Here is a 21944-nt window from a genome sequence, read left to right on the forward strand (position 1 = left end):
GTTGGTGGTTATCTGATGGACTACTACAACCGGCAGCGACCTCATACATTCAACGACGGCATTTCGCCCGTTGCAGCTGAGGAAAACTTTAAAATACTGTCCGGGATTAGTTGACCACTACAGTTTACACGTCAGTATCGCCGTTTGAGTCGCCTGTGGGATGCGGAGGCGCGAGGGCGTTTGGCGCGAGGTCGTCATCCATTGTCATTTGAGCAATTATTAACGATCAATTTCCATGAAGAACATCTACAAACGGTAGACTACTTGCGACGTACTGGCAGGCCAGCGATTGTCATTGCTGCCAGTGGCATGTGTGCTGGCGGGCGTATTGTGAATTACTTGAAAGCACTGCTGCCCGATAAACGCACAGATGTACTGTTTGTAGGCTATCAGGCCAAAGGGACACCTGGGCGGGATATCCAGTACTGGGGGCCGAAGGGAGGGTACGTGGTTTTGGATGGAGAGCGTGTAACCATTCGAGCCAATATTCAGACCTTGTCAGGGTACAGTGCCCACGCGGATCAGCAAGACTTGATCAACTTTGTCAGGCGGATGCGATATCCGCCGCTGGATATCCGGATTGTGCATGGCGACTCCGTTGCCAAGCAGGCACTGAAAAGCCGGTTACAGACGGTGTTGCCTGATGCTAGAGTGGTTATAGTGGCAGTTGCGGAGTAACTCGTTTTTCGGGAGAGTGAGGGTTTTTCTGGAGGATAATTTCCTGGGCTGTGGTCCGGCGCACGATGTGTGTATCAGAAAATAGTTTCCGTCAGTGTTTTTGGTTGCTGCTACTGGGCTGTCTGAGGAGGAATTGATGTTGTTGCTGTTTTAAAGTGATAGACACTTCACGGTGTAGTCGAGCTAATTTTGCTAGCTGCAGTGGGTAACGACTGTAAGATTGATGTTGTTTTCCATGTGATGGCTGGATTGGACGGGCCGCCAAAGATACCAGCCTGGGTGCAAGTAAAAGCCTGGGTACGGAGAAGTAGGTAAACAGTAAATCAGAAGTAGATGGATAGGCATGGTTATGGATGTGTTCAGGTTGGGTCAAACAATGTTAATGAGAGACGTGTGATGACAGCTCAGGGAATGATTCGATCGTATCAAAATACTTATAGCGCTCTGTTTCGTTTATTGGATGTTGTGCTGATCCTGGGGCTGTTAGCACTGTGTTTGTGGGCTTATAGCCAGCCCATGACCTCCGTGTATGTGTCGACTGGTCTGCTGGCAGCCGTGGCTTACTTGTTGATGGCTGAATCCTTTGGGGTGTATCGGTCCTGGCGTGGCACTTCGGCTCTGCGTATTCTTTCTGTTGCAGGGACGGTGTGGGTGCTGGTTTGTGTCGGTTTGATGGCACTTGCCTTTTTTGCCAAGGTAACGGCTGATTATTCCCGAGTGGTGATGGGGGGTTGGATGTTGTCCAGCCTGCTGTTGTTGATGCTGTGGCGCTTGGGGTTTGGTCGTTTTCTGGGGTATTTGCGAGCCAAGGGGGTTAACACCCGCCGAGCAGCCATCGTTGGTGTTAATGAATGTGCCCTGGCCATGCGCGAGCAATTGGAATCTATCCCTGAGCTGGGTTATGAATTTGGTGGTTTCTTTGATGATCGAAGCAGTAATCGGGTACTGGAAGAGTATCCGGACATTCACTTGGAAGGCCGCATTAATGAACTGATCACCCGCACGCGTAACGGCGAGTTCGAGGTGATTTTTCTGGCGCTGCCGCTCAAGGCCCAAGGCCGCATAGATGAAATTTTGCAGCATTGTGGGGATACCACCGCATCTGTTCATCTGATACCGGACTTTTTTACCTACAACCTGATTCATGCTCGCTTGAGTGAAGTGGGCAATATGCAAACCATCAGTGTTTACGATACCCCTATCTTTGGTTTTAACGACGTCCTGAAGCGCCTGTTTGACGTGACGTTTTCTCTTTGTGTGTTGAGTGTGATTGCTCTGCCTATGCTGATTATTGCTGCTGCGGTAAAGTACACCTCGCCCGGCCCAGTGCTCTTCAAGCAGTATCGATACGGGTTGGATGGCCGCAAGATTCAGGTGTGGAAATTCAGAAGCATGAGTGTGATGGAAAATTCCGATACCGTTGTTCAGGCTCGCAAAGGGGATGCACGGATTACCCGTGTTGGGGCATTGATACGCAAGACATCCTTGGATGAACTGCCGCAGTTTATTAATGTGTTGCAGGGGCGTATGTCTGTGGTTGGGCCTCGCCCCCATGCGGTGGCTCATAATGAAGAGTATCGCAAGCTGATTCCCTATTACATGCTGCGTCACAAGGTGAAACCGGGGATCACAGGGTGGGCACAGATTAACGGCTACCGGGGTGAAACAGACACGCTGGATAAAATGTCTGGTCGCGTGGATTATGACCTTGAGTATATTCGAAACTGGTCATTGTGGATGGATGTCAAAATTGTGTTTTTGACCTTTTTCAAAGGTTTTACCGGTAGTCATGTTCACTGATTCGACCCTTGGGGGTGTCCTGATTCTATGCGGATTATTGTGCGATCGAAGTACAGGAGTGATTGGGTGTCAATGATATTTGCTAGCATTGCTGCTTTTAAGTGTGACGTGTTTTTGACTGGAGTCACTCTCTTTCATATATTGTTCACATCCCGAGCGTAGCCTAACGGTCAGTGTTTGTTTTGTAAAAGCAATGGATAGTGAGTGAAGTTTTGTCGGGATTGGGTTGGTTTTTTCGATAATTAATCATTGTACCCAGCCTCTGAAGGCAAGGTATGGTAGTTTGGTTTTGGTGACGATGCTGTTGGAATTTTATGTACGACTGGGTTGTTTTATTGCGCGATACCAGAGAATGACCTGTTCTTGTGGCGACACTGAAAACTATATTGTCGAAGAGTCGTGTTTTAGTGTGAATGGGAATTTGCTCACTGTTAATTTCTGTAAGTAACGGTCATAATTGCCCGAATTTTGGACGCCAGAGACTCTGGCAGACGTAAAACTTATACAAGCCAGTTATGAGAGGATTGATATGAAAGCTTGGCAGCTACCTTTGTTTGCAGTGGCGTCCGTGAGTACGACGGCATATGCAGTTCAACCAGATGGAATTTTGCTTGGAAGTGGGGTGACTTTGCTGCCTGGTGTGGAAGTATCCATCAGTGATGATAGCAACATCTACTTGCAAGAAAATGATGAAACAGGCTCAACAATTACCACGATTCGACCTAATGTTGGCTTGGCGGCGGACTTGGGCGCTATTCAGCTGGCGGCTTATTATGAAGTGGAAAGTGCTTCCTACGATGCCGACTCTGATGATAATTACCTTGATCAAAATCTGATTTTGGGCTCTGAGATAGAAATGACTTCTCGTCAGGCGATTAGCCTGGATTTTTCCCTGAAGAAAGGGCATGACCCTCGTGGTTCTGGTTCTCTGGAGGGTGAAACAGTTGTTGATCCCAGTGAATATACAGATACCAGCTTTGGCGGTGACTACACTTACGGTGCAGATAGTGCATTCGCCAATGTCACTGTTTATAGTTCGCTTTATAATAAAGAGTATTCCAATAACGAATCAGCCACCGACGATTTGAACTATGACAAAACCACGATTGGCGCTGAGTTGGGATTAAAAGTCAGCTCTGCAACTCGGGTTTTATTTGAGTTACGTAATGCGACTCTGGCCTACGATACCGATACGGCTATTGAAGCAAAAGATGGTAGCATCATGACGTTGCTGGCAGGTGCCAGTTGGGATATTGCTGGTAAAACTACTGGTAATGTAAAAGTTGGTACCACAACTCGCGACTTTGATGGTGCAGATGTAGATAGTGATAGCCGCTTTGCTTGGGAAGCAGGTATTACCTGGTCTCCTAAAACATATTCTGTGCTGAACCTCACTACCAGTGAGTCAGCGAAAGAGACTACGGGCCCAGGTAACTACAATGCCAATCAATTTACCAAGTTGAGCTGGGATCATACCTTTTCTCCAAGGTGGGCTTTGAATGCCAAGTTATCCTTGAATAAGGATAACTTTGTAGTGGCCGATGGTGATGGTGATGATCGTCAAGATACGACGACGGCTATGGGTGTAGAAGGAATTTTCTCACCCAATAAAATGTTGGATGTAACCGCTGGCTTGGAAAAATCTTCCCGAAGTTCTGATGCTTCTGGTCTTGACTATGAATTGCAAGTCTTGTCCGTGGGTCTTAACTTGGCCTTCTGAGTTAACACCTTTTAAAGCTTGTAAATCATCGGTCAGTTTTATGACCGATGATTTTTTTAGTTAGTTGTTTACAGGATGTCCTAATGCTGCGGTTGCCCAGCCTGATTGTTCTTGTTTTTTTCTCCTTCGTCACATTGGCGGATTCTAGTCAGTATCGTTTAGGTGCTGGTGATGTTATTAAAATCAGTGTGTATGATGAACCGGATTTGAGTCTGGATGTACGTATTGGCTTGTCTGGTGAAATTTCTTTTCCATTGTTGGGTGATGTAACCGTTGCTGGACTCAGCCCTAAAGAACTTGAGTTGAATCTGGTCGAACGCTTGAAAGGTCCGTATTTGCTGAATCCCAGTGTAACGGTGTCTATCGTGGAGTATCGGCCGTTTTATGTCACTGGCGAGGTAGCAAGGCCAGGTAACTATGCTTTTCATCCTGGTTTGACGGTTGATAAAGCCATTACTATTGCGGGAGGGTTCACTGAGCGTGCTTCCAAGGGCAAGATTTTTGTGATGCATGACCAAAGCCCTTACGAGTCTATTGCTGAAGATAGTAAACGTAGTGCCGCGAGGAAGTCGGTCAAACTTTACGATGTTGTTCAACCTGGTGATGTGATTACTGTGGAGCAGAGTTTCTTCTGATTGACTTATGAATATGAATGAAAGGACACAGGGATTTGGCGCTTCAGCTTCCCAGTCAGTCGAAGTTATTGATCTGATGTATTATTGGCATGTATTACGTCGCCATTTAACCAAAATTATTGCTCTCAGTGCTGTGGCGACTGTTATTGCCGCTTTGGTGGTGATGTCGATAACACCGATATATAAAGCCACTACCACATTATTGATTGAGGCAGAAGAAGCCAAGATTCTATCGATTGAAGAGGTGTATGGCCTGAATGGTCAGTCATCTGAATATTATCAGACTCAGTTTGAGATTCTGAAGTCTCGGGAACTGGCCAAACGAGTGGTGCTTGAATTAAACCTTGTAGAAACACCGGAATTTAATCCTTTTCACCCTGCGAATAAAAAATCTTTCTCAATCAAGGATTATCTCTTTGGAGAGGAAGAACGTGAGCCTCCTACTGAAGCCAAGGTTCTTACCGCTACTGTTAATAATTTTTGGCATGCAGTTTCCGTTATTCCATTGGGTAAAACCCAACTGGTAAAAATATCGGTTCAAAATCGTAATCCCAAGCTGGCACAAGTAGCGGCGGATGCAATGGCGAATGCCTATATCCAGTCGCAAATGGAAGCCCGTGTGGGTATGACTCAGCAGGCGGCGGTTTGGTTATCGGAGCGTTTGGGCGGGTTAAAAGAACGCTTGGAAGGCTCTGAACACAAGTTGCAAGAGTATCGTGAAGCCAATGGTCTGATTGATGTAGCTGGCGTGGATACCTTGGTGTCCAAGCAGTTGGATGAAATCACAAAGCGGTTGGTAGATGCCAGTTCCAAGCGATTGGAGGCTGAAACTATTTATCAGCAGGTGAATTCCCTGACCGATCGCAGTTACGACAGTTTGAGTAGCTTGCCAGTGATTCTGAGTAACCCCTTGGTGGTTACGTTGCGGGCAAATGAAACCCAGGCGGAATTAAAAGTATCTGAGCTTTCCAAGCGTTATGGTACCAAACACCCCAAAATGATTGCCGCGCAGTCTGACCTGGATGCCGTGCGTGATTCGATGGCAACACAAATGAAGCGAATTGCCACAGGTATTGAAAAGGAGTATATGTCGGCCAAAGTCAAGGAAGCGGCTTTGGAACGCGCATTGGCAGATAAAATCAAGGAGGTGCGTAATTTGAATCGTACAGAATTCACCTTGAATGAATATACTCGTGAAGTGACTGCCAACCGGACCATGTACGAAACATTTTTTAATCGTATACGTGAGACCACGGAAACCGGTGATTTGCAAACCGCCAACGCCCGTATTTCAGATCCGGCAGTTGTGCCAGAAGTACCAATTAAACCAAACAAGAAACTAATGGTCATTTTGACATTCGTTGTCAGTTTGATGTTCGGAGTTGGGCTGGCATTGTTGTTGGACGCATTGGATGCCACTCTCAAAAATGCTGAAGACGTGGAGCGTAAATTGGGTATGCCGTTATTGGGTATGCTACCTATGATTGAAGACTCTGTACTGAAGAAACTGGGGTTTGAAGATGGACGCTTGGTGCGGGCGTTCTCTGATGATGCCTTGCATGGTTTTTCGGAGTCGGTACGGACGTTGCGTACCAGTTTGACGCTGGCTGGTCTGGAGCATTCAGCCAAGGTGGTGCTGTTAACATCGTCGGTGCCTGGTGAAGGGAAAACGACCACTTCTGCCAACTTGGCTGAAGCTTATGGTCAGATGGAAAAAACCTTGCTGATCGATGCTGACATGCGCCGCCCCACTCTGGCGAAGAAATTGGGCTTGCCTCATAACAGTAAAGGTCTGTCGAATGCGGTGGCGTATCCGGATGCACTGGATGAATGTATTCATCACTTGGAAGATTTGAGTATTGATGTTATTCCGTCAGGACCGATTCCTCCAAACCCGCTGGAACTGCTAAGCTCTCGTAATTTTGAGCAATTACTGAACACCTTGCGTGGCCGTTATGATCGTATCATTATCGATACGGCGCCTATGCGCCTGGTCAGCGATGCATTGTATCTTTCAACGCTGGTTGATGGTGTGGTGTACGTTGTGAAAGCGGATGCGACCAAGGATAAATGGGTGAAAGGAAGTCTGAGCAAGCTGGACGATTCAAACGCTCGTATCTTTGGTGTGTTGCTGAATCAGTTGGATGTAAACAAGGAAGCTCGTTACAGTGGCTATGGCTACTACGCTGGTTATTACGATGCCTATGGTTACACCGCTGATGATAAACCGTCCTGATTCCAGGGCGGTTGCTACTGCGAACGCACCCGCGTGGCTGGGTGTGTTCGGACGTTTCTTTTGGCTTTTAGCCCTTCCCGTTGTTGTTGCCTGCATTTATTTATCGTTTGTACATTCTCTTGTACTGATTGGGGAGCGTGCGGAGGTATCAGCCTCTGGAAGTAATGGCTGGCTCGATACTGCAGAGCAGCTGGATATCGTGGGTATTCCTGATATTTATGAAGCAAAAGGTTCTTTTTTGCATCGACAGGGAGTGCTGCTGAGTGATGAAGCACGTAGCGAGATGTTGATGCAGTCGGCGGCTTATTGGGGTAGGGCCGCAGAAATCCGACCGGATTGGCCTTATTACCCCTTGTCGGCTTTATCCGCAGAAATTGCCTATAACGCTCCAGCAGAACGCATTCAGATGCGCTTGGATCAGCTGATGCACATAGCGCCAAATGAACGCGGCTTATACAGAAATCTGTTCCGGTACGCTTTTATTGCCTGGGAGAAATTGCGTGCTGATCAGCAACGCTGGATTATACGTCAGGTTCAATTACCTGGTGGTGATACGTTTAATCGGGCAATTAAAGCAGCCAAGAGTGTTAATCGAATGCCCTTGCTGTGTGCGACTTTGCCGTGGAGTGTTGCTAAGGATATCTGTTATTAGTACTGATGTATGTTTGTCACCACGGCGTACCGTGGTGTGGAATCAGTCTTGTGGCGAGCCTCAGAAATTCTCTGTAGATGTGAACAGCCCAACACGCAGGTCTTTGGCGGTATAAATTTCGCGACCATCTACTTCCATGCTGGCATCCGCAATACCCATGACCAGTTTTTGTTCCATCACACGTTTGATGCTGATGCGATAGGTCACTTTTTTGGCGGTTGGCAGTACTTGGCCACGAAATTTAACCTCACCGCTACCCAGTGCGCGTCCCCGGCCCGGGTTGCCACGCCATCCCAGATAAAATCCAACCAGTTGCCACATGGCGTCCAGGCCAAGGCAGCCAGGCATAACCGGGTCTGTTTCAAAATGACAGTCGAAAAACCACAGGGATGGGTCAATATCCAATTCGGCAACAATTTCACCTTTGCCATAATGTCCGCCTTCGTTGCTGATGTTGGTTATGCGGTCCATCATCAGCATGTTAGGCAATGGCAAACGGGCGTTCCCTTCACCAAAAAGTTGACCGTGACCGCAAGCTAAAAGGGCTTCGCGATCGTAAGAATGTTGGCGAGTCATGCACGCTTCCTCGTTGTTATGGCATGTTCTTCAAAGTGCCGGGTAAGATGACACAGCGTTTTGTTTAACGCTAATGAAGGTTACTTGAAATAAAGGAAATAATGACAATCAACTTCTTCTTGTGAAGACATGAGTCAATTCCTGTTAGTTGGTGTTTACATCTGCGCTGACGTGTTTTGGGTATGGGGTGTGGTGTCAGCATTTCTCAATCAACAGGCTGCCAATGGAGTAGCCTGCCCCGAAGGAGCAAATCAGCCCTTTGTCGCCCGGGTTAAAATCATCATGATGGCGGTGAAAAGCAATAACTGAACCGGCAGAGGCGGTATTGGCAAACTCATCCAGTACAGTTGGAGCTTCATGTGGTTCCGGGAGTCGACCAAGCAGCTTTTTGGCTGCAAACAGGTTCATATTGATATTGGCCTGGTGTAACCACATCCGTTTCAGTTCGCTGGCTTGCAGGTGATTGTGCGTCAGTTGGTTTTCAATCAGGTCGGTTACCAGTGGCAGCAATTCCTTGAATACCTTGCGACCTTCCTGTTTGAAGTAGGGTCGGCTCTCCGGCAGGGCATCCTGACAGTGGTCGGTGTAGTTGCCATCACAGCGAATGTTGTCGGAAAAAGATGTGAGTTGTTGGGTGTCGAGAATTTTGAAGCCGGATTTGGGGTGGGCCGCATCAGCCGGTTCGAGAACGGCGGCGGTGGCGACATCACCAAAAATAAAGTGGCTGTCACGTGAAGTCAGATCGACCTGAGGTGTTACAAATTCCGGGTTTACCAATAATGCACGTTTGGCAGTTCCTGCTTTGAGGGCGTTGTAAGCGCTAATCAGCCCAAAGGTAGCCGATGAGCAGGCAATGCCCATGTCGTAGGCGTAACCTGAGCAGCCAAGTCTGTGCTGGATTTCTACAGCGATGGAAGGGTAAGCGCGTTGGTGGTTTGTGCAGGCGACGATCAGCAGGTCGATATCAGCGGCTTGCAGCTTGGCGGCAGCCAAGGCATCGCGAGCGGCTGCCATGCCCATAATAACAGCCTCTGGTGGTTCTCCTGGCTGGGTGGCTGTAAAGGTTGGCCGCATACGTGATGGGTCCAGCATCCCTTGTTTGTGCATGGTGTAACGATGTTGGATGCCGGAGGCTTTTTCAATAAAGGCGGCACTGGAGAGAGGAGCTTCGGTGGCTTGGCCTGCGGTAATGGCGTCGGCATTACGTTGGTTGTGCTGCTCTGCCCAGGTGTTATAAGCACTTACCAACTCCTCGTTGCTGATGCTGTCATTGGGTGTGTACAGGCCGGTGCCTGTGATCAGGATATCTGTCATGTAGGATTACCTTGTTTTTATCTTATTATCGACAGATTGGATTTATATGCCAGATTTTCACGAATGTTTTTCCTCTGGCGTTTTTTGCTGTGATCGATCATGTGAGTACAAGGGAATTAATCCAGTCAGTCTGATGGGGGCTTCTTGTGGTTCGGGATTATTTGATGTTGCTGCGGACAGTCTGGTTGGGTGGTCTCTGGATCTGTACCTGGTTGGTGCGGCCGCTGCTGGGACAGCAAGGGTATTTTCCACAGCATGGCTTGGTGGTAATGCATGGCATGATACTGGTGGGTATCGCTGTGGCGCTATTGATGATTGCTCTGGCTGTGTTTGATGGTGTTTTACACCCCCAATCAAGGATGACCCAGATACTGCTGGCTATGCTGCTGTTGTCATTGGCGTATTTTGGCCTGATGCCCTGGTGGAAGCTGCAGATGATGTTGATGCATGCCCTGTGTGTGCTGGGGGGTGTCTGGGTCATGATTGCACCCCGATCGGTGCTGTGAGCATTTGTCTCGGTCGGGGTGTGAAGTGGAGCCTTGATATTTACAGTTTGTGGTCGCCACGCTGCAGGTTGGACAAATTGATTTTGGCGCGTGGGTTACGGCGTAACAGCAAGGCGGTATTGCCGATTTGCTGTACCAGTATGGCTTTACTAAGCTTTAACAGCTCGGCGATTACTTCTTTTTTCAGATCCCTGTCACCGACCGAAATCTTGATTTTGATCAGTTCATGGTCGTCCAGTGCCCGATTGAGTTCATCGAGTACGTTCTCGCTCAGGCCATTGCTGGCGACGGTAACAATCGGGTTCAGGTTGTGTCCAATAGCGCGATACGCTTTTTTTTGTTCGTTGGTGAGCGGCATTTGTTTGTCCGGCCCTCGGATGAGAGTGTTAAAATGGTTTGCCCCGGTAGCGGGGCCCCTGACAAGCAGGGCATGATGCAAGAGTATATCTGACCGGAAGGCAAACCCCTATGGCGCGATCGAAATCCAGTGCAGGCTGGTTAAAGGAACATGTGGATGATTTTTATGTCCAGAAAGCACAGCAGGATGGTTATCGAACCCGTGCCAGCTATAAACTGATAGAGCTGGATGAAAAAGACCAGCTGATTCGCCCCGGCATGACGGTGATCGATCTGGGATCGGCTCCGGGTGGTTGGTCACAGGTGGTGGTGCAGCGGGTGGGAGAGCGGGGTGTGGTGATTGCCTCTGATATTTTATCTATGGATGCGATAGCCGGTGTTGACTTTATTCAGGGCGATTTTACTGAAGAATCAGTATTTAATGTGTTGATGGAACGCATTGGCTCCAACCCGGTGAGCCTTGTAATTTCAGATATGGCCCCCAACATGAGTGGGGTAAGTTCGATTGATCAGCCCGGTGCGATGTATCTGGTTGAGCTGGCGCTGGATATGGCGCGGCAAGTGTTGAGCCGTGGCGGCAATTTTGTTGCCAAGGTATTTCAGGGAGAAGGGTATGATGATTACCTCAAAGATCTTCGTTCATCCTTTGACAAAGTGCTGATTCGCAAGCCCAAGGCATCCAGGCCACGGTCTCGGGAAGTCTATATTGTTGCGAAAGGTTTCCGTGGCTAGTAGATGCTTGCTAAGCTAAGAAGAATCAAGGCGTCATAAGCCTGTAATAGAGAGGTAGTGCCACCCATGGCAAAGAATTTCGTACTGTGGGCAGTGATTGCTGCGGTCCTGATGATGGTGTTTAACAACTTCCAGAACGTCGGACGTGGTAACGAACTGTCGTATTCAGAATTTATCACTGCTGTTGAAAGCGGCCAGGTTGAACGCGTCACCATCGCGGGTCAGAACATTACTGGCATCAGCAGCAATGGTGAATCGTTTGAAACCGTGCTGCCAGCGTACGACGATAAGCTGATGGATACCCTGCTGAATAATCAAGTGAAGGTAGTGGGTGAGAAGCCAGAGAAACAAGGCTTCTTTACCCAGCTGCTGCTGGCATCCTTGCCAATCCTGATCATTCTGGCGGTATTCATGTTTTTTATGCGGCAGATGCAAGGTGGAGGTTCTGGTCGGGGCGGCCCGATGGCCTTCGGTAAAAGCAAAGCCAAATTGCTGAGCGAAGATCAGATCAAGACGACTTTTGAAGATGTCGCCGGTTGTGACGAAGCCAAGGAAGACGTCAAAGAACTGGTTGAGTTTTTACGTGATCCAGGCAAATACCAACGGCTGGGAGGCAAGATTCCCCGTGGTGTGTTGATGGTGGGTCAACCCGGTACAGGTAAAACCCTGTTGGCGAAAGCCATTGCTGGTGAAGCCAAGGTGCCGTTCTTTTCGATTTCCGGTTCTGATTTTGTCGAAATGTTTGTTGGTGTTGGTGCATCCCGTGTACGGGATATGTTTGATCAGGCCAAGAAGCAGGCTCCTTGTATTATCTTTATTGACGAAATCGATGCCGTTGGTCGCTCCCGTGGCGTTGGCATTGGTGGGGGTAATGATGAGCGTGAACAGACTCTGAACCAGCTGCTGGTTGAGATGGATGGTTTTGAAGTCAATGACGGTATTATCGTTATTGCTGCAACCAACCGTCCGGATGTGCTGGACCCTGCATTGCTGCGTCCTGGTCGTTTTGACCGCCAGGTGGTGGTTGGTTTGCCAGATATCCGGGGGCGTGAGCAGATTCTCAAAGTACACATGCGCAAGGTGCCGGTGGCTGACAACGTCAACGCTTCCTTGATTGCCCGTGGTACACCTGGATTTTCAGGTGCGGATCTGGCCAACCTGGTAAACGAGGCAGCCTTGTTTGCTGCACGTGCCAACAGTAATCGCGTCACTATGGAAGAGTTCGAGCAGGCCAAGGACAAAATCCTTATGGGTGCTGAACGCAAGACCATGGTGATGTCGGAGAAAGAAAAAACCAATACAGCCTATCATGAAGCTGGTCATGCCATTGTCGGACGCCTGATGCCGGAGCATGACCCGGTTTACAAGGTTTCCATTATTCCTCGTGGACGAGCATTGGGTGTCACCATGTTCTTGCCAGAGGAAGATCGACATTCGATCAGCAAGCGAGGTATTGAAAGTAATATCTGCTCGCTCTATGGCGGACGTATTGCTGAAGAGATGACACTGGGCAAGGATGGCGTGACGACTGGCGCTTCCAATGATATTGAGCGCGCGACCAAGTATGCGCGTAATTATGTCACCAAGTGGGGTCTGTCCGAGAAACTCGGCGCACAGCTGTATACCGAAGAAGAACAGCAAGGTTATCTGGGTTCAGGTGGTGGTGGCCAGTTGTCGCACTTGTCTGATGAAACGGCCCGGGTCATCGATGCTGAAATCAAGGATTTGCTGGATACATGTTACAAGCGTTCGGCGGCTATCCTGGAAGAGCATCGGGACAAGCTTGAATTGATGAAAGATGCCTTGATGGAATATGAGACGATTGATGCTGATCAAATCAGTGAAATCATGGCCGGGCACAAGCCTAGCCCACCGAAGTCCTGGGATGATCGTAACTCATCGGGTCCATCCGCACCTGCCAGCGAAGAAAGTCGCGATATGGCAAAGGATCCAAAGGATGATGCCGAAGGAGAGTCAGTCAGCGATCGCTGACCGTCTCTGTGAGGCTTGGCAAGGAGCGGCAATGGCCGCTCTTTCCGTTTCTGGGTATTGCCAATAATGTTTGCTGATTATTCAGCCTGATAATGCGATGGCCGGGGTGGATACGCCGGTTCGGTGACAAGTGTGTGGAAAACAGGATGTTTCTCCACTATCTGAACGGATAAAAATGCAGTGATTCTTCAATGTGGTAAACGCCAACTGTCTCTGGTTCGCCCGGTGGTGATGGGGATTGTGAATACAACACCGGATTCATTTTCTGATGGTGGCTGTTATAACAGCCTGGATGCCGCTTTGCGTCAGGCCGAGCGACTGGTTCTTGAGGGTGCCGGGATTATCGATGTTGGCGGTGAGTCTACCCGCCCAGGGGCTGATCCGGTGTCTACGGCGGAAGAGCTGGATCGTGTCGTGCCGGTCGTTGAGGCGATAGCCAGAGAGCTGGATGTGGTGATTTCGGTTGATACCAGCACCGCAGCGGTGATCACTGAATCCGCCACGGCGGGTGCCCATATGATCAATGATGTGCGGGCACTGAGCCGTCATGGTGCTATCGAAGCGGCAGCAGCCAGCAGGTTGCCTGTGTGTCTGATGCATATGCAGGGGCAGCCCGATTCCATGCAGCAAGCCCCTCGCTATGAGTCCGTGGTGGATGAAGTCTGCCATTTTCTTGAACAACGCATTGCCGCTTGCGTCGCAGCCGGAATAGATAAAAGCCAATTGCTGATTGATCCGGGTTTTGGTTTTGGTAAAACCTGTGACCATAACTATGAGTTGATGTGTCATCTGCAGCGACTGAGCCGGTTAGGCTTGCCATTGTTAGCGGGCCTGTCTCGGAAACGTATGATTGCAGAAGTAACCGGTGTGACGGAGCCGGATCAGCGCATGATCGGCAGTGTTGCCGGAGCTGTGATTTGTGCCATGAAGGGTGCGCGCATTTTACGCGTACACGATGTACGGGAGACCGTAGAGGCAATGCAGGTAGTAGCGGCAACTCTGGGGGTGCGTCATGGCTAGACAATATTTTGGTACCGATGGTATCCGCGGCCGGGTGGGTGAGTCACCAATCACTCCTGATTTTGTCATGCGGCTCGGCTGGGCCGCTGGCAAGGTCTTTTCTCGGCAAGGAAAAAGCAAAATCCTGATAGGCAAGGATACCCGTATTTCTGGCTATATGTTTGAGTCGGCGCTCGAAGCCGGGCTGTCGGCGGCGGGGGTGGATATTGCCTTGCTGGGGCCGATTCCAACCCCGGGGATTGCCTATCTGACCCGAACTTTTCGTGCCCAGGCTGGCATTGTTATCAGTGCTTCCCATAACCCTTATTACGATAACGGCATCAAGTTTTTCTCTGGCGTTGGGCAAAAACTGCCTGATGAGACGGAAGGTGCCATTGAGCATTATCTGCAGCAACCCATGGTCTGTGTGGAATCACAGCAGCTAGGTAAGGCTGTCCGGATCAACGATGCCGCTGGCCGCTATACCGAATTCTGTAAAGGAACGGCCAGTTCGTTGAATTTGCGCGGTTTGAAGATTGTGCTGGATTGCGCACATGGCGCTACCTATGCGATCGCACCTGCGGTGTTTTCCGAGCTGGGAGCTGATATTGTGGTGTTGGGAAATCAGCCCGACGGATTTAATATTAATCGTGAAACTGGCTCCACTGAACCGAAACGATTGCAGTGCAAGGTGCTGGAAGAAAGTGCTGATCTGGGTATCGCGTTTGATGGGGATGGTGACCGGGTGGTTATGGTTGATCATCGTGGTGAACTGGTTGATGGTGACCAGTTGTTGTACATCATGGCGGCTTATGCACAGCAATCCGGTCGTTTGCAGGGAGGGGTGGTCGGAACCCTGATGAGTAATATGGGGCTGGAGCTGGCGATGCAGGAGCTGGATATTCCTTTTGTGCGAGCCAGAGTCGGTGACCGTTATGTGATGCAGAAACTGGATGAGCATGGCTGGCGTCTTGGGGGGGAATCTTCCGGGCATTTGCTGGCGCTGGATGTTCAGACCACTGGGGACGGTATTGTTGCTGCCCTGCAGGTATTGACCGCGCTGATGGAAACAGGCACTTCGTTGCATGACTGGCACAAGCGCATGGCTAAAATGCCTCAGGTGATGATTAATGTGCCCCGCCGCCGGGAGGTAGATATTCAGACATCGGATGTTATCCGTCATGCTGTGATGGATGCCGAATCCACTCTGGCAGGACGAGGCCGGGTGTTGCTGCGCCCCTCCGGAACAGAACCCGTGGTGCGAGTGATGATTGAAGCAGAGACAGAAGTATTGGCGCAAACACTGGCCAGACAGTTGGCAGATGTCGTCGAAGCAGAACTGGACATCTGAAATGGTTGGAATACAGGTGGTCGAAGTGAGTGTATCCTTTGTGAATATGCGCTTCGGCTTGTTTCGCAGGCACTTCTTGGATAGTATCTGCGCTCTTTGAATTTGGGAGTGTCCTGTGCGTCGCTTGATGATTGCCGGTAACTGGAAAATGAACGCTGCGAGCGACACAACGGCTGCATGGCTTGATGCTGTTGCCGCAGTGAATGCACCGGAGCGCGATCTGGTGGTTTGTCCGCCGTTTCCGTATCTGGGTCAGGTGGTCGCCGGACTTGAACACAGTCAGGTTCAGGTCGGCGCGCAAAATTGTGCCAGTGAAGAAGCAGGTGCTTTCACCGGTGAAGTGTCGGTCGGCATGTTGGCAGACATGGGTTGCCGCTACGTTATTGTCGGTCATTCCGAGCGTCGTGCCCTGTATGCCGAAACTGATACGCTGGTCTTGGAGAAAACCCGTCGAGTACTGGCTGCCGGCATGAAAGCGATCGTTTGTGTTGGCGAAACACTGTCCGAACGGCAGGCGGGTAATGCCGAGCAGGTGGTTGGCACACAGCTGTCACTGTTGCTGACATCCTTGAGTGATGCTGAATGGCAGTCCGTGATCGTGGCCTATGAGCCGGTTTGGGCGATAGGCACCGGTGAAACGGCAACTCCGGCACAAGCCCAGGCAATACACTTGTTTATACGTGAGCAGTTGGCAGGGCGCGATGCCAGCCTGGCTGCCACAACTCAAATTCTCTATGGCGGTAGCGTAAAAGCAGAAAACGCCGGAGAATTGTTTTCTCAACCTGATATCGATGGTGGTCTGGTGGGCGGTGCCTCACTGGATGCTGACCAATTTCTGAAAATTTGCACGGCTTAGGAAAGTATGGAATCTATCATTCTCATTGTTCACATCCTGTTGGCTCTTGGTATCGTTGGTTTTGTGATGTTACAGCAAGGCAAGGGTGCAGACGCCGGTGCTTCATTTGGTGCTGGTGCATCACAAACTGTCTTTGGCAGTGGCGGCTCCGGTAACTTCCTCAGCCATACAACGGCGTATCTGGCGGCAGCTTTTTTTGTTACCAGCTTGGGATTGGGGCTTTATGCCAAGCAAAATGCCGAAAAAATATCGAATATAGGTATTCCTGCCCAGGAAGTGATTGAAAAGCTTGAGAAAGATACCCCACTTGTGGAAGAATACGCGCCTGCTGTGGATGCACCGGAATTGGATGCATCTGCGAGTGATCAACCAAGCGTCGAATAACACGACTGGTTGATCCTCTGGCAAGTCTTTGATGCGGATGTGGTGGAATTGGTAGACACGCCATCTTGAGGGGGTGGTGAGCAATGCTCGTGCGAGTTCGAGTCTCGCTATCCGCACCAATCCAGCTTGAGTAAAAGCGATGTCGTTCGCTTTTACGGTCGAAACGCCCTATAATACGTCGACTCAAGCTGCCCTAAAGCCCCTCATGTCAGGGGCTTTTTAGTAGCTGTCGTCACAGTCAAACACCGATTTGTGACGAATACCGGATGATAGATAACGTCCGGTGTAAAGATTTGGCAGATCTGTTGTCTGGTCATCAGGCAACAACATCGGGCTGGGCACTAGGTGCCCAGTTTTTGTTTCTGAGAGGTAAAAAATATTGGCTCGTGATGCCCGCTTGCTGGAAATGTTGGCTCCTGTTGTTGAATCAATGGGGTTTGTCTTCTGGGGTCTTGAGCTGGTCGCTCAGGGGCGCCATACGCTGTTGCGGGTGTACATTGACCATGCAGACGGCATTACGGTCGACCATTGTGCGGATGTCAGCCGTCAGATCGGTAGCGTACTGGATGTAGAAGATCCGATTTCTCAGGATTACACCCTGGAAGTCTCTTCCCCTGGTATGGATCGTCCATTGTTCACCATGGATCAGTACGTGCAATCAGTCGGTGAAGAAATCGAACTGCGTTTGCGTATGCCCTTTGATGGACGCCGCAAATTCAAGGGGCGTCTTCAGGGTATCGAGGAACAGGATATTGTGCTGTTGGTTGATAATCATGAATACCTGTTACCTGTCGAGCTGATAGAAAAGGCTCATATTGTTCCCAATTTTGATAACTAAGGTTGCATAGCAGCGAGGCTGGAAGATGAGTAAAGAAATTCTCCTGGTCGCGGAAGCGGTTTCCAACGAAAAAGGCGTATCGCGAGACGTTATTTTTGAGGCCATTGAATCGGCACTGGCCGCCGCCGCGAAGAAACGCTACGAAGATGAAGAAGCGATCATTCGGGTTGATATTGATCGCAAGACCGGTGACTACGATACTTATCGTAGCTGGCTGGTTGTTAGCAATGATGTGGTGCCGGGTCTGGGAGATGAATTGACCTTGCAGGAAGCGCATGACATCGACACCAATCTCCAGCCCGGCGACACCTACGAAGTCAAGGTTGAAAATCCGGATTTTGGTCGTATTGCTGCGCAGGCCGCCAAGCAAATTATTGTTCAGAAAGTACGTGAAGCTGAGCGTGCCCAGATTGTTGAGCAGTATCAGGATCGTGTTGGCGAGATTGTTAACGGTACCGTCAAAAAGGTTACTCGCGACAATGTTATCGTTGATCTTGGCAACAACGCTGAAGGCTTGCTGCCCAAAGATCAGCTGATCGGTCGGGAAATCATGCGCATGGGGGATCGTGTCCGCGCCATCCTGAATGCGGTTCGCCCTGAAAACCGTGGCCCTCAATTGATGTTGAGTCGCACCATTTCAGAGATGCTGATCGAGCTGTTCCGTATTGAAGTACCTGAAATCGCCGAAGAGGTGATTGAAATCAAAGGGGCTTCGCGTGACCCCGGTTCTCGTGCCAAAATTGCTGTCAAAACCAATGACAAGCGTATAGATCCGGTCGGTGCCTGTGTTGGTATGCGCGGAGCACGTGTACAGGCTGTTACCAACGAACTGGGTGGTAGCGAACGGATTGATATCGTGCTCTGGGATGACAACCCGGCACAGCTGGTTATCAATGCCATGGCTCCGGCAGACGTTGCATCCATTGTCATGGATGAAGAAACCAACACCATGGATGTGGCGGTAGAAAGCGACAATCTGGCTCAGGCCATCGGGCGTGGTGGACAAAACGTCCGCCTGGCATCCGAGCTGACGGGCTGGACAATCAATGTCATGACCATCGAAGATGCTGCTGCGAAGCAGGATCAGGAAGCGTCGGCATATATTGATAACTTTATTAACACTCTCGACATCGAAGAAGATTTTGCGGTGTTGCTGGTTGAAGAAGGCTTCACCACGCTGGAAGAAATTGCCTACATCCCGATTGACGAGATGCTGGACATTGAAGAGCTGGATGAAGACATGATTAATGAACTCCGTACTCGCGCCAAAGACGTGCTACTGACCCGGGCTCTGGCCTCGGAAGAGAAGCTCGAACAGTCGCAGCCAGCAGAAGATCTGCTGGAAATGGAGGGCATGGAAAAACATCTGGCGCTGGTATTGGCCAGCAAAGGTATTTGTACGATGGAAGATCTTGCCGAGCAATCCATTGACGACCTGATGGACATTGAGGATATGACCGAGGAGAAAGCGGCGGACCTCATAATGACCGCACGCAAGCCCTGGTTTGAGGGCAATGATTAATCCACTCACTCGGCATAGGAGAAACGCATGGCAGAAGTAACAGTTAAAGAACTCGCCGACGTGGTGGGGACCAGCGTAGATCGCTTGTTGTCCCAAATGAAAGAAGCGGGCCTGCCACAGACCGCAGCAGAACAAAGAGTGTCGGATGAAGAAAAAGCCGGCCTGTTGACTTTTTTGAAAAAGAGCCACGGTGGTGCCAATGAACTGGCACCCCAGAAAATCACTCTGAAACGCAAGGTGACCACAACGTTGAAAACCGGTCAGGGTGGCAAGAAAGCCGTATCGATCGAAGTACGCAAAAAACGTACTTACGTGAAACGGGATGAAATGGATAAAGACGTTGAAACAGCACGTCAGGCAGAAGCAGAACGATTGGCTGCAGAAGCCAAGGCGGCTGACGAAGCGGCTCGTGTTGCTGAACGTCGTGTTGCCGAAGAACGGGCAGCACGTGCTGCGCGCAGTGCAGCCGAAGCTGAATCTCGTGCCCAGGCCGAGGCGGCTAGCAAGCCCATCACACAAACCGCGCGGGTCAGTATTGCTCCGCGTGCTGACTCCAAGGCGGCGCTGGCTTCCAAGGCTGCTGCTGAAAAAGCTGCCGCCGAAAAAGCCGCGGCTGCTGCCAAGGCTGCCAAAGCCGCTGCTGCCGCCAAGGCCAAGCCTGCAGCAGCCAAAACAGAGCCGGCACCCCAGCCTCGCCGCGATGATCGTTCCGCACGTCCCAGCAAGCCGGTTGCTACCGCTCGCGTCAAGGCCAAGCCACTGACTGCTGAAGAAGATGCCGCGCAAAAACGTGCAGAGGCAGAAGCTGCTCAGCAACGTCAGGAAGAGCATCGCAAGAAAGGCAAGGTGGTCGACAAGAAGCGTTCCGATACCCGCGAAAACAGCCGTTATATGGATTCCGAGGGTGGCCAGAATAGCGGTCGTCGTCGCAGCAAGGCTAAAGGCAAGGGCAGCCGTAGCCGTCAGCAGCAGCAAAACAACAACGAACACGCTTTTACCCGTCCAACAGCACCGGTTATTCGTGAAGTTGAATTGCCAGAAGCGATTACAGTCGGCGAACTGGCTTCCCGTATGAGTGTTAAAGCCGGTGAAGTGATCAAGAGTCTGATGGGTATGGGCGTTATGGCGACCATCAACCAGACGCTGGATCAGGACACCGCGACTCTGCTGGTTGAAGATATGGGTCACAAGGTGGCGAAGCTGATTTCTGACAATCAGCTGGAAGAAGACGTTACAGACTCCGTATCTTACGAGGGTGAAGAAAAAACCCGGGCGCCGGTCGTAACGGTTATGGGTCACGTTGACCATGGTAAAACGTCGTTGCTTGATCACATTCGTCGTACTCGAGTGGTGGCCGGAGAAGCCGGTGGTATTACCCAGCATATTGGTGCCTACCATGTGCAAACAGATCACGGCATGGTGTCCTTCCTGGATACACCGGGACACGCGGCGTTTACTGCCATGCGTGCTCGTGGTGCCCAGTCAACCGACGTGGTTATTCTGGTGGTTGCCGCCGATGACGGCGTGATGCCTCAAACCGAAGAAGCCGTACAGCATGCCCATGCTGCCGGAGTTCCTCTGGTTGTTGCGATCAACAAAATGGACAAGGAAGGCGCGGATGTTGACCGTGTCAAAAATGAATTGTCCGCGCGTGGCGTACTGCCAGAAGACTGGGGTGGCGATGTACCTTTTATCCCGGTTTCTGCTCATACCGGTCTGGGTATCGACGAGCTGCTGGAAGCGGTGTTGCTGCAAGCCGAAGTACTGGAGCTGAAAGCACACTTCGACGGCCCGGGCTGTGGTGTTATTGTGGAATCCCGTCTTGATAAAGGACGTGGTCCGGTTGCAACCATGCTGGTGCAGAACGGTACGCTGAAAAAAGGCGATATCGTGCTTGCCGGTACCTGTTATGGCCGCGCCCGTGCGCTGCTGGACGAAAACGGCAAGCCGGTTGATGAAGCCGGCCCGTCTATTCCGGTTGCGATCCTGGGTCTGAATGGCACTCCGGATGCTGGTGACAGCTTCATGGTGGTTGAAAACGAGAAGAAAGCCCGCGAAGTGGCGGAATATCGTGAGAACAAGGCCAAAGAGCAGGTACAACAACGTCAGCAAGCCGCAAAACTGGACGCCTTGTTCAGTGGTATGGGCGAAGGTGCTCCAGCGGTACTGAATATCGTCTTGAAAACCGACGTTCGGGGTTCGTTGGAAGCCATTGTGTCTTCCTTGCAGAAGCTGGCTACCGATGAAGTGAAAGTGAACGTGGTATCGTCCGGAGTGGGTGGTATTACGGAAACCGACGTGACTCTGGCGGTTGCTTCCAGTGCGGTTGTTTTCGGCTTTAACGTACGGGCTGACAATGCTGCCCGTCGTATCGTGGAAAACAGCGGCCTGGATATGCGTTATTACAGCGTGATCTACGATCTGCTGGATGACGTGAAACAGGCGATGGCTGGTTTGTTGGCGCCGGAGCTGCGCGAAGAAATCGTTGGTATCGCCGAAGTTCGCGATGTCTTCAACTCACCAAAATTCGGCCAGATTGCTGGTTGTATGGTGACCGAAGGCACAGTGCATCGGAACAAGAAAATCCGTGTGCTGCGTGAAAACGTGGTGATTTATGAAGGTGAGCTGGAATCGTTGCGTCGTTATAAAGACGATGTGGCTGATGTTCGCCAGGGTATGGAGTGTGGTATTGGCGTGAAAAACTATCAGGATGTTCGCCCTGGCGATCAGATTGAAGTATTTGACGTCCGTGAGGTTGCTCGTACTCTGTGATCCATCAAGTACCTTGTGTACTTT

Annotated in this window: 19 protein-coding genes, 1 tRNA gene and 1 pseudogene; 18 read left to right on the top strand and 3 right to left on the bottom strand. The window is 50.4% G+C overall.

Annotated elements, in window-relative coordinates; all coding sequences use genetic code 11:
• Positions 1 to 135: 135 nt before the first annotated feature.
• The 7 genes and pseudogenes from Q8W24_RS16920 to Q8W24_RS10095 all read left to right on the top strand — a co-directional run.
• Positions 136 to 408: pseudogene (locus Q8W24_RS16920) on the top strand (MBL fold metallo-hydrolase); the annotation flags it as partial.
• A gap of 39 nt (positions 409 to 447) precedes the next feature.
• Complete coding sequence (locus tag Q8W24_RS16925; RefSeq protein WP_370693322.1) at positions 448 to 678, top strand: MBL fold metallo-hydrolase RNA specificity domain-containing protein; 231 nt, start codon at positions 448 to 450, stop codon at positions 676 to 678.
• Between the two features lie 396 nt (positions 679 to 1074).
• On the top strand, positions 1075 to 2478 hold the full coding sequence (locus Q8W24_RS10075) for an undecaprenyl-phosphate glucose phosphotransferase (RefSeq protein WP_305451639.1): 1404 nt from the start codon (positions 1075 to 1077) through the stop codon (positions 2476 to 2478).
• Positions 2479 to 3007: 529 nt separating this feature from the next.
• Positions 3008 to 4198, top strand: coding sequence for an outer membrane beta-barrel protein (locus Q8W24_RS10080; RefSeq protein ID WP_305475213.1), 1191 nt, complete (start codon positions 3008 to 3010; stop codon positions 4196 to 4198).
• 83 nt (positions 4199 to 4281) lie between these two features.
• Complete coding sequence (locus tag Q8W24_RS10085) at positions 4282 to 4833, top strand: polysaccharide biosynthesis/export family protein (RefSeq protein WP_305451641.1); 552 nt, start codon at positions 4282 to 4284, stop codon at positions 4831 to 4833.
• A 7-nt stretch (positions 4834 to 4840) separates the two neighbouring features.
• The gene (locus tag Q8W24_RS10090) at positions 4841 to 7069 is read left to right on the top strand and encodes a polysaccharide biosynthesis tyrosine autokinase (protein ID WP_305451642.1); all 2229 of its coding nucleotides are present in this window, start codon (positions 4841 to 4843) and stop codon (positions 7067 to 7069) included.
• On the top strand, positions 7032 to 7721 hold the full coding sequence (locus tag Q8W24_RS10095; protein ID WP_305451643.1) for a hypothetical protein: 690 nt from the start codon (positions 7032 to 7034) through the stop codon (positions 7719 to 7721). The genes Q8W24_RS10090 and Q8W24_RS10095 overlap by 38 nt, the downstream gene beginning before the upstream one ends.
• A 60-nt stretch (positions 7722 to 7781) precedes the next feature.
• On the opposite strand, the gene fabA is transcribed toward Q8W24_RS10095, so the two are convergent.
• Both fabA and Q8W24_RS10105 read right to left on the bottom strand, forming a co-directional pair.
• Positions 7782 to 8297: a 3-hydroxyacyl-[acyl-carrier-protein] dehydratase FabA gene (gene fabA / locus Q8W24_RS10100; protein ID WP_303431822.1), complete on the bottom strand. Its 516-nt coding sequence runs from the start codon at positions 8295 to 8297 to the stop codon at positions 7782 to 7784.
• A 195-nt stretch (positions 8298 to 8492) separates the two neighbouring features.
• Positions 8493 to 9611: a beta-ketoacyl-ACP synthase III gene (locus Q8W24_RS10105; RefSeq protein ID WP_305475215.1), complete on the bottom strand. Its 1119-nt coding sequence runs from the start codon at positions 9609 to 9611 to the stop codon at positions 8493 to 8495.
• A 164-nt stretch (positions 9612 to 9775) separates the two neighbouring features.
• On the opposite strand from Q8W24_RS10105, the gene Q8W24_RS10110 reads away from it, so the two are divergent.
• Positions 9776 to 10117, top strand: a complete 342-nt coding sequence (locus tag Q8W24_RS10110) for a hypothetical protein (protein ID WP_305475217.1) — start codon at positions 9776 to 9778, stop codon at positions 10115 to 10117.
• A 40-nt stretch (positions 10118 to 10157) separates the two neighbouring features.
• Here Q8W24_RS10110 and Q8W24_RS10115 read toward each other — a convergent pair whose 3' ends face one another.
• Entirely contained in the window at positions 10158 to 10475 is a 318-nt protein-coding gene (locus tag Q8W24_RS10115; protein ID WP_303431825.1) for a YhbY family RNA-binding protein, read from the bottom strand.
• A 110-nt stretch (positions 10476 to 10585) separates the two neighbouring features.
• Here Q8W24_RS10115 and rlmE point away from each other — a divergent pair, with 110 nt between their 5' ends.
• The 10 genes from rlmE (at position 10586) to infB (ending at position 21920) form a co-directional block, all read left to right on the top strand.
• A complete protein-coding gene (rlmE, locus tag Q8W24_RS10120; protein WP_303431826.1) occupies positions 10586 to 11206 on the top strand; it encodes a 23S rRNA (uridine(2552)-2'-O)-methyltransferase RlmE in 621 nt (206 codons plus the stop codon).
• Positions 11207 to 11272: 66 nt separating this feature from the next.
• Complete coding sequence (gene ftsH, locus Q8W24_RS10125) at positions 11273 to 13198, top strand: ATP-dependent zinc metalloprotease FtsH (RefSeq protein ID WP_303431827.1); 1926 nt, start codon at positions 11273 to 11275, stop codon at positions 13196 to 13198.
• Positions 13199 to 13378: 180 nt separating this feature from the next.
• Positions 13379 to 14218, top strand: a complete 840-nt coding sequence (folP, locus tag Q8W24_RS10130) for a dihydropteroate synthase (RefSeq protein WP_303431828.1) — start codon at positions 13379 to 13381, stop codon at positions 14216 to 14218.
• Complete coding sequence (gene glmM, locus Q8W24_RS10135; RefSeq protein WP_305413968.1) at positions 14211 to 15548, top strand: phosphoglucosamine mutase; 1338 nt, start codon at positions 14211 to 14213, stop codon at positions 15546 to 15548. The genes folP and glmM overlap by 8 nt, the downstream gene beginning before the upstream one ends.
• A 115-nt stretch (positions 15549 to 15663) precedes the next feature.
• Positions 15664 to 16404, top strand: a complete 741-nt coding sequence (tpiA, locus tag Q8W24_RS10140) for a triose-phosphate isomerase (protein ID WP_305475219.1) — start codon at positions 15664 to 15666, stop codon at positions 16402 to 16404.
• Between the two features lie 6 nt (positions 16405 to 16410).
• Positions 16411 to 16788 carry a preprotein translocase subunit SecG gene (secG, locus tag Q8W24_RS10145; RefSeq protein ID WP_303431831.1) on the top strand — a complete coding sequence of 126 codons (378 nt, stop codon included), beginning with the start codon at positions 16411 to 16413 and terminating at the stop codon, positions 16786 to 16788.
• Positions 16789 to 16821: 33 nt separating this feature from the next.
• Positions 16822 to 16907 (top strand) — tRNA-Leu (locus Q8W24_RS10150).
• Positions 16908 to 17164: 257 nt separating this feature from the next.
• Complete coding sequence (rimP, locus tag Q8W24_RS10155; protein ID WP_303431909.1) at positions 17165 to 17626, top strand: ribosome maturation factor RimP; 462 nt, start codon at positions 17165 to 17167, stop codon at positions 17624 to 17626.
• 25 nt (positions 17627 to 17651) lie between these two features.
• Entirely contained in the window at positions 17652 to 19148 is a 1497-nt protein-coding gene (nusA, locus tag Q8W24_RS10160; protein ID WP_303431832.1) for a transcription termination factor NusA, read from the top strand.
• Between the two features lie 27 nt (positions 19149 to 19175).
• A complete protein-coding gene (gene infB, locus Q8W24_RS10165) occupies positions 19176 to 21920 on the top strand; it encodes a translation initiation factor IF-2 (RefSeq protein WP_305475220.1) in 2745 nt (914 codons plus the stop codon).
• Positions 21921 to 21944 lie beyond the last annotated feature (24 nt).

This window comes from Oceanobacter sp. 4_MG-2023 (assembly GCF_030689165.1).
In the GTDB taxonomy this organism is placed as follows: Bacteria; Pseudomonadota; Gammaproteobacteria; order Pseudomonadales; family Oceanobacteraceae; genus Oceanobacter.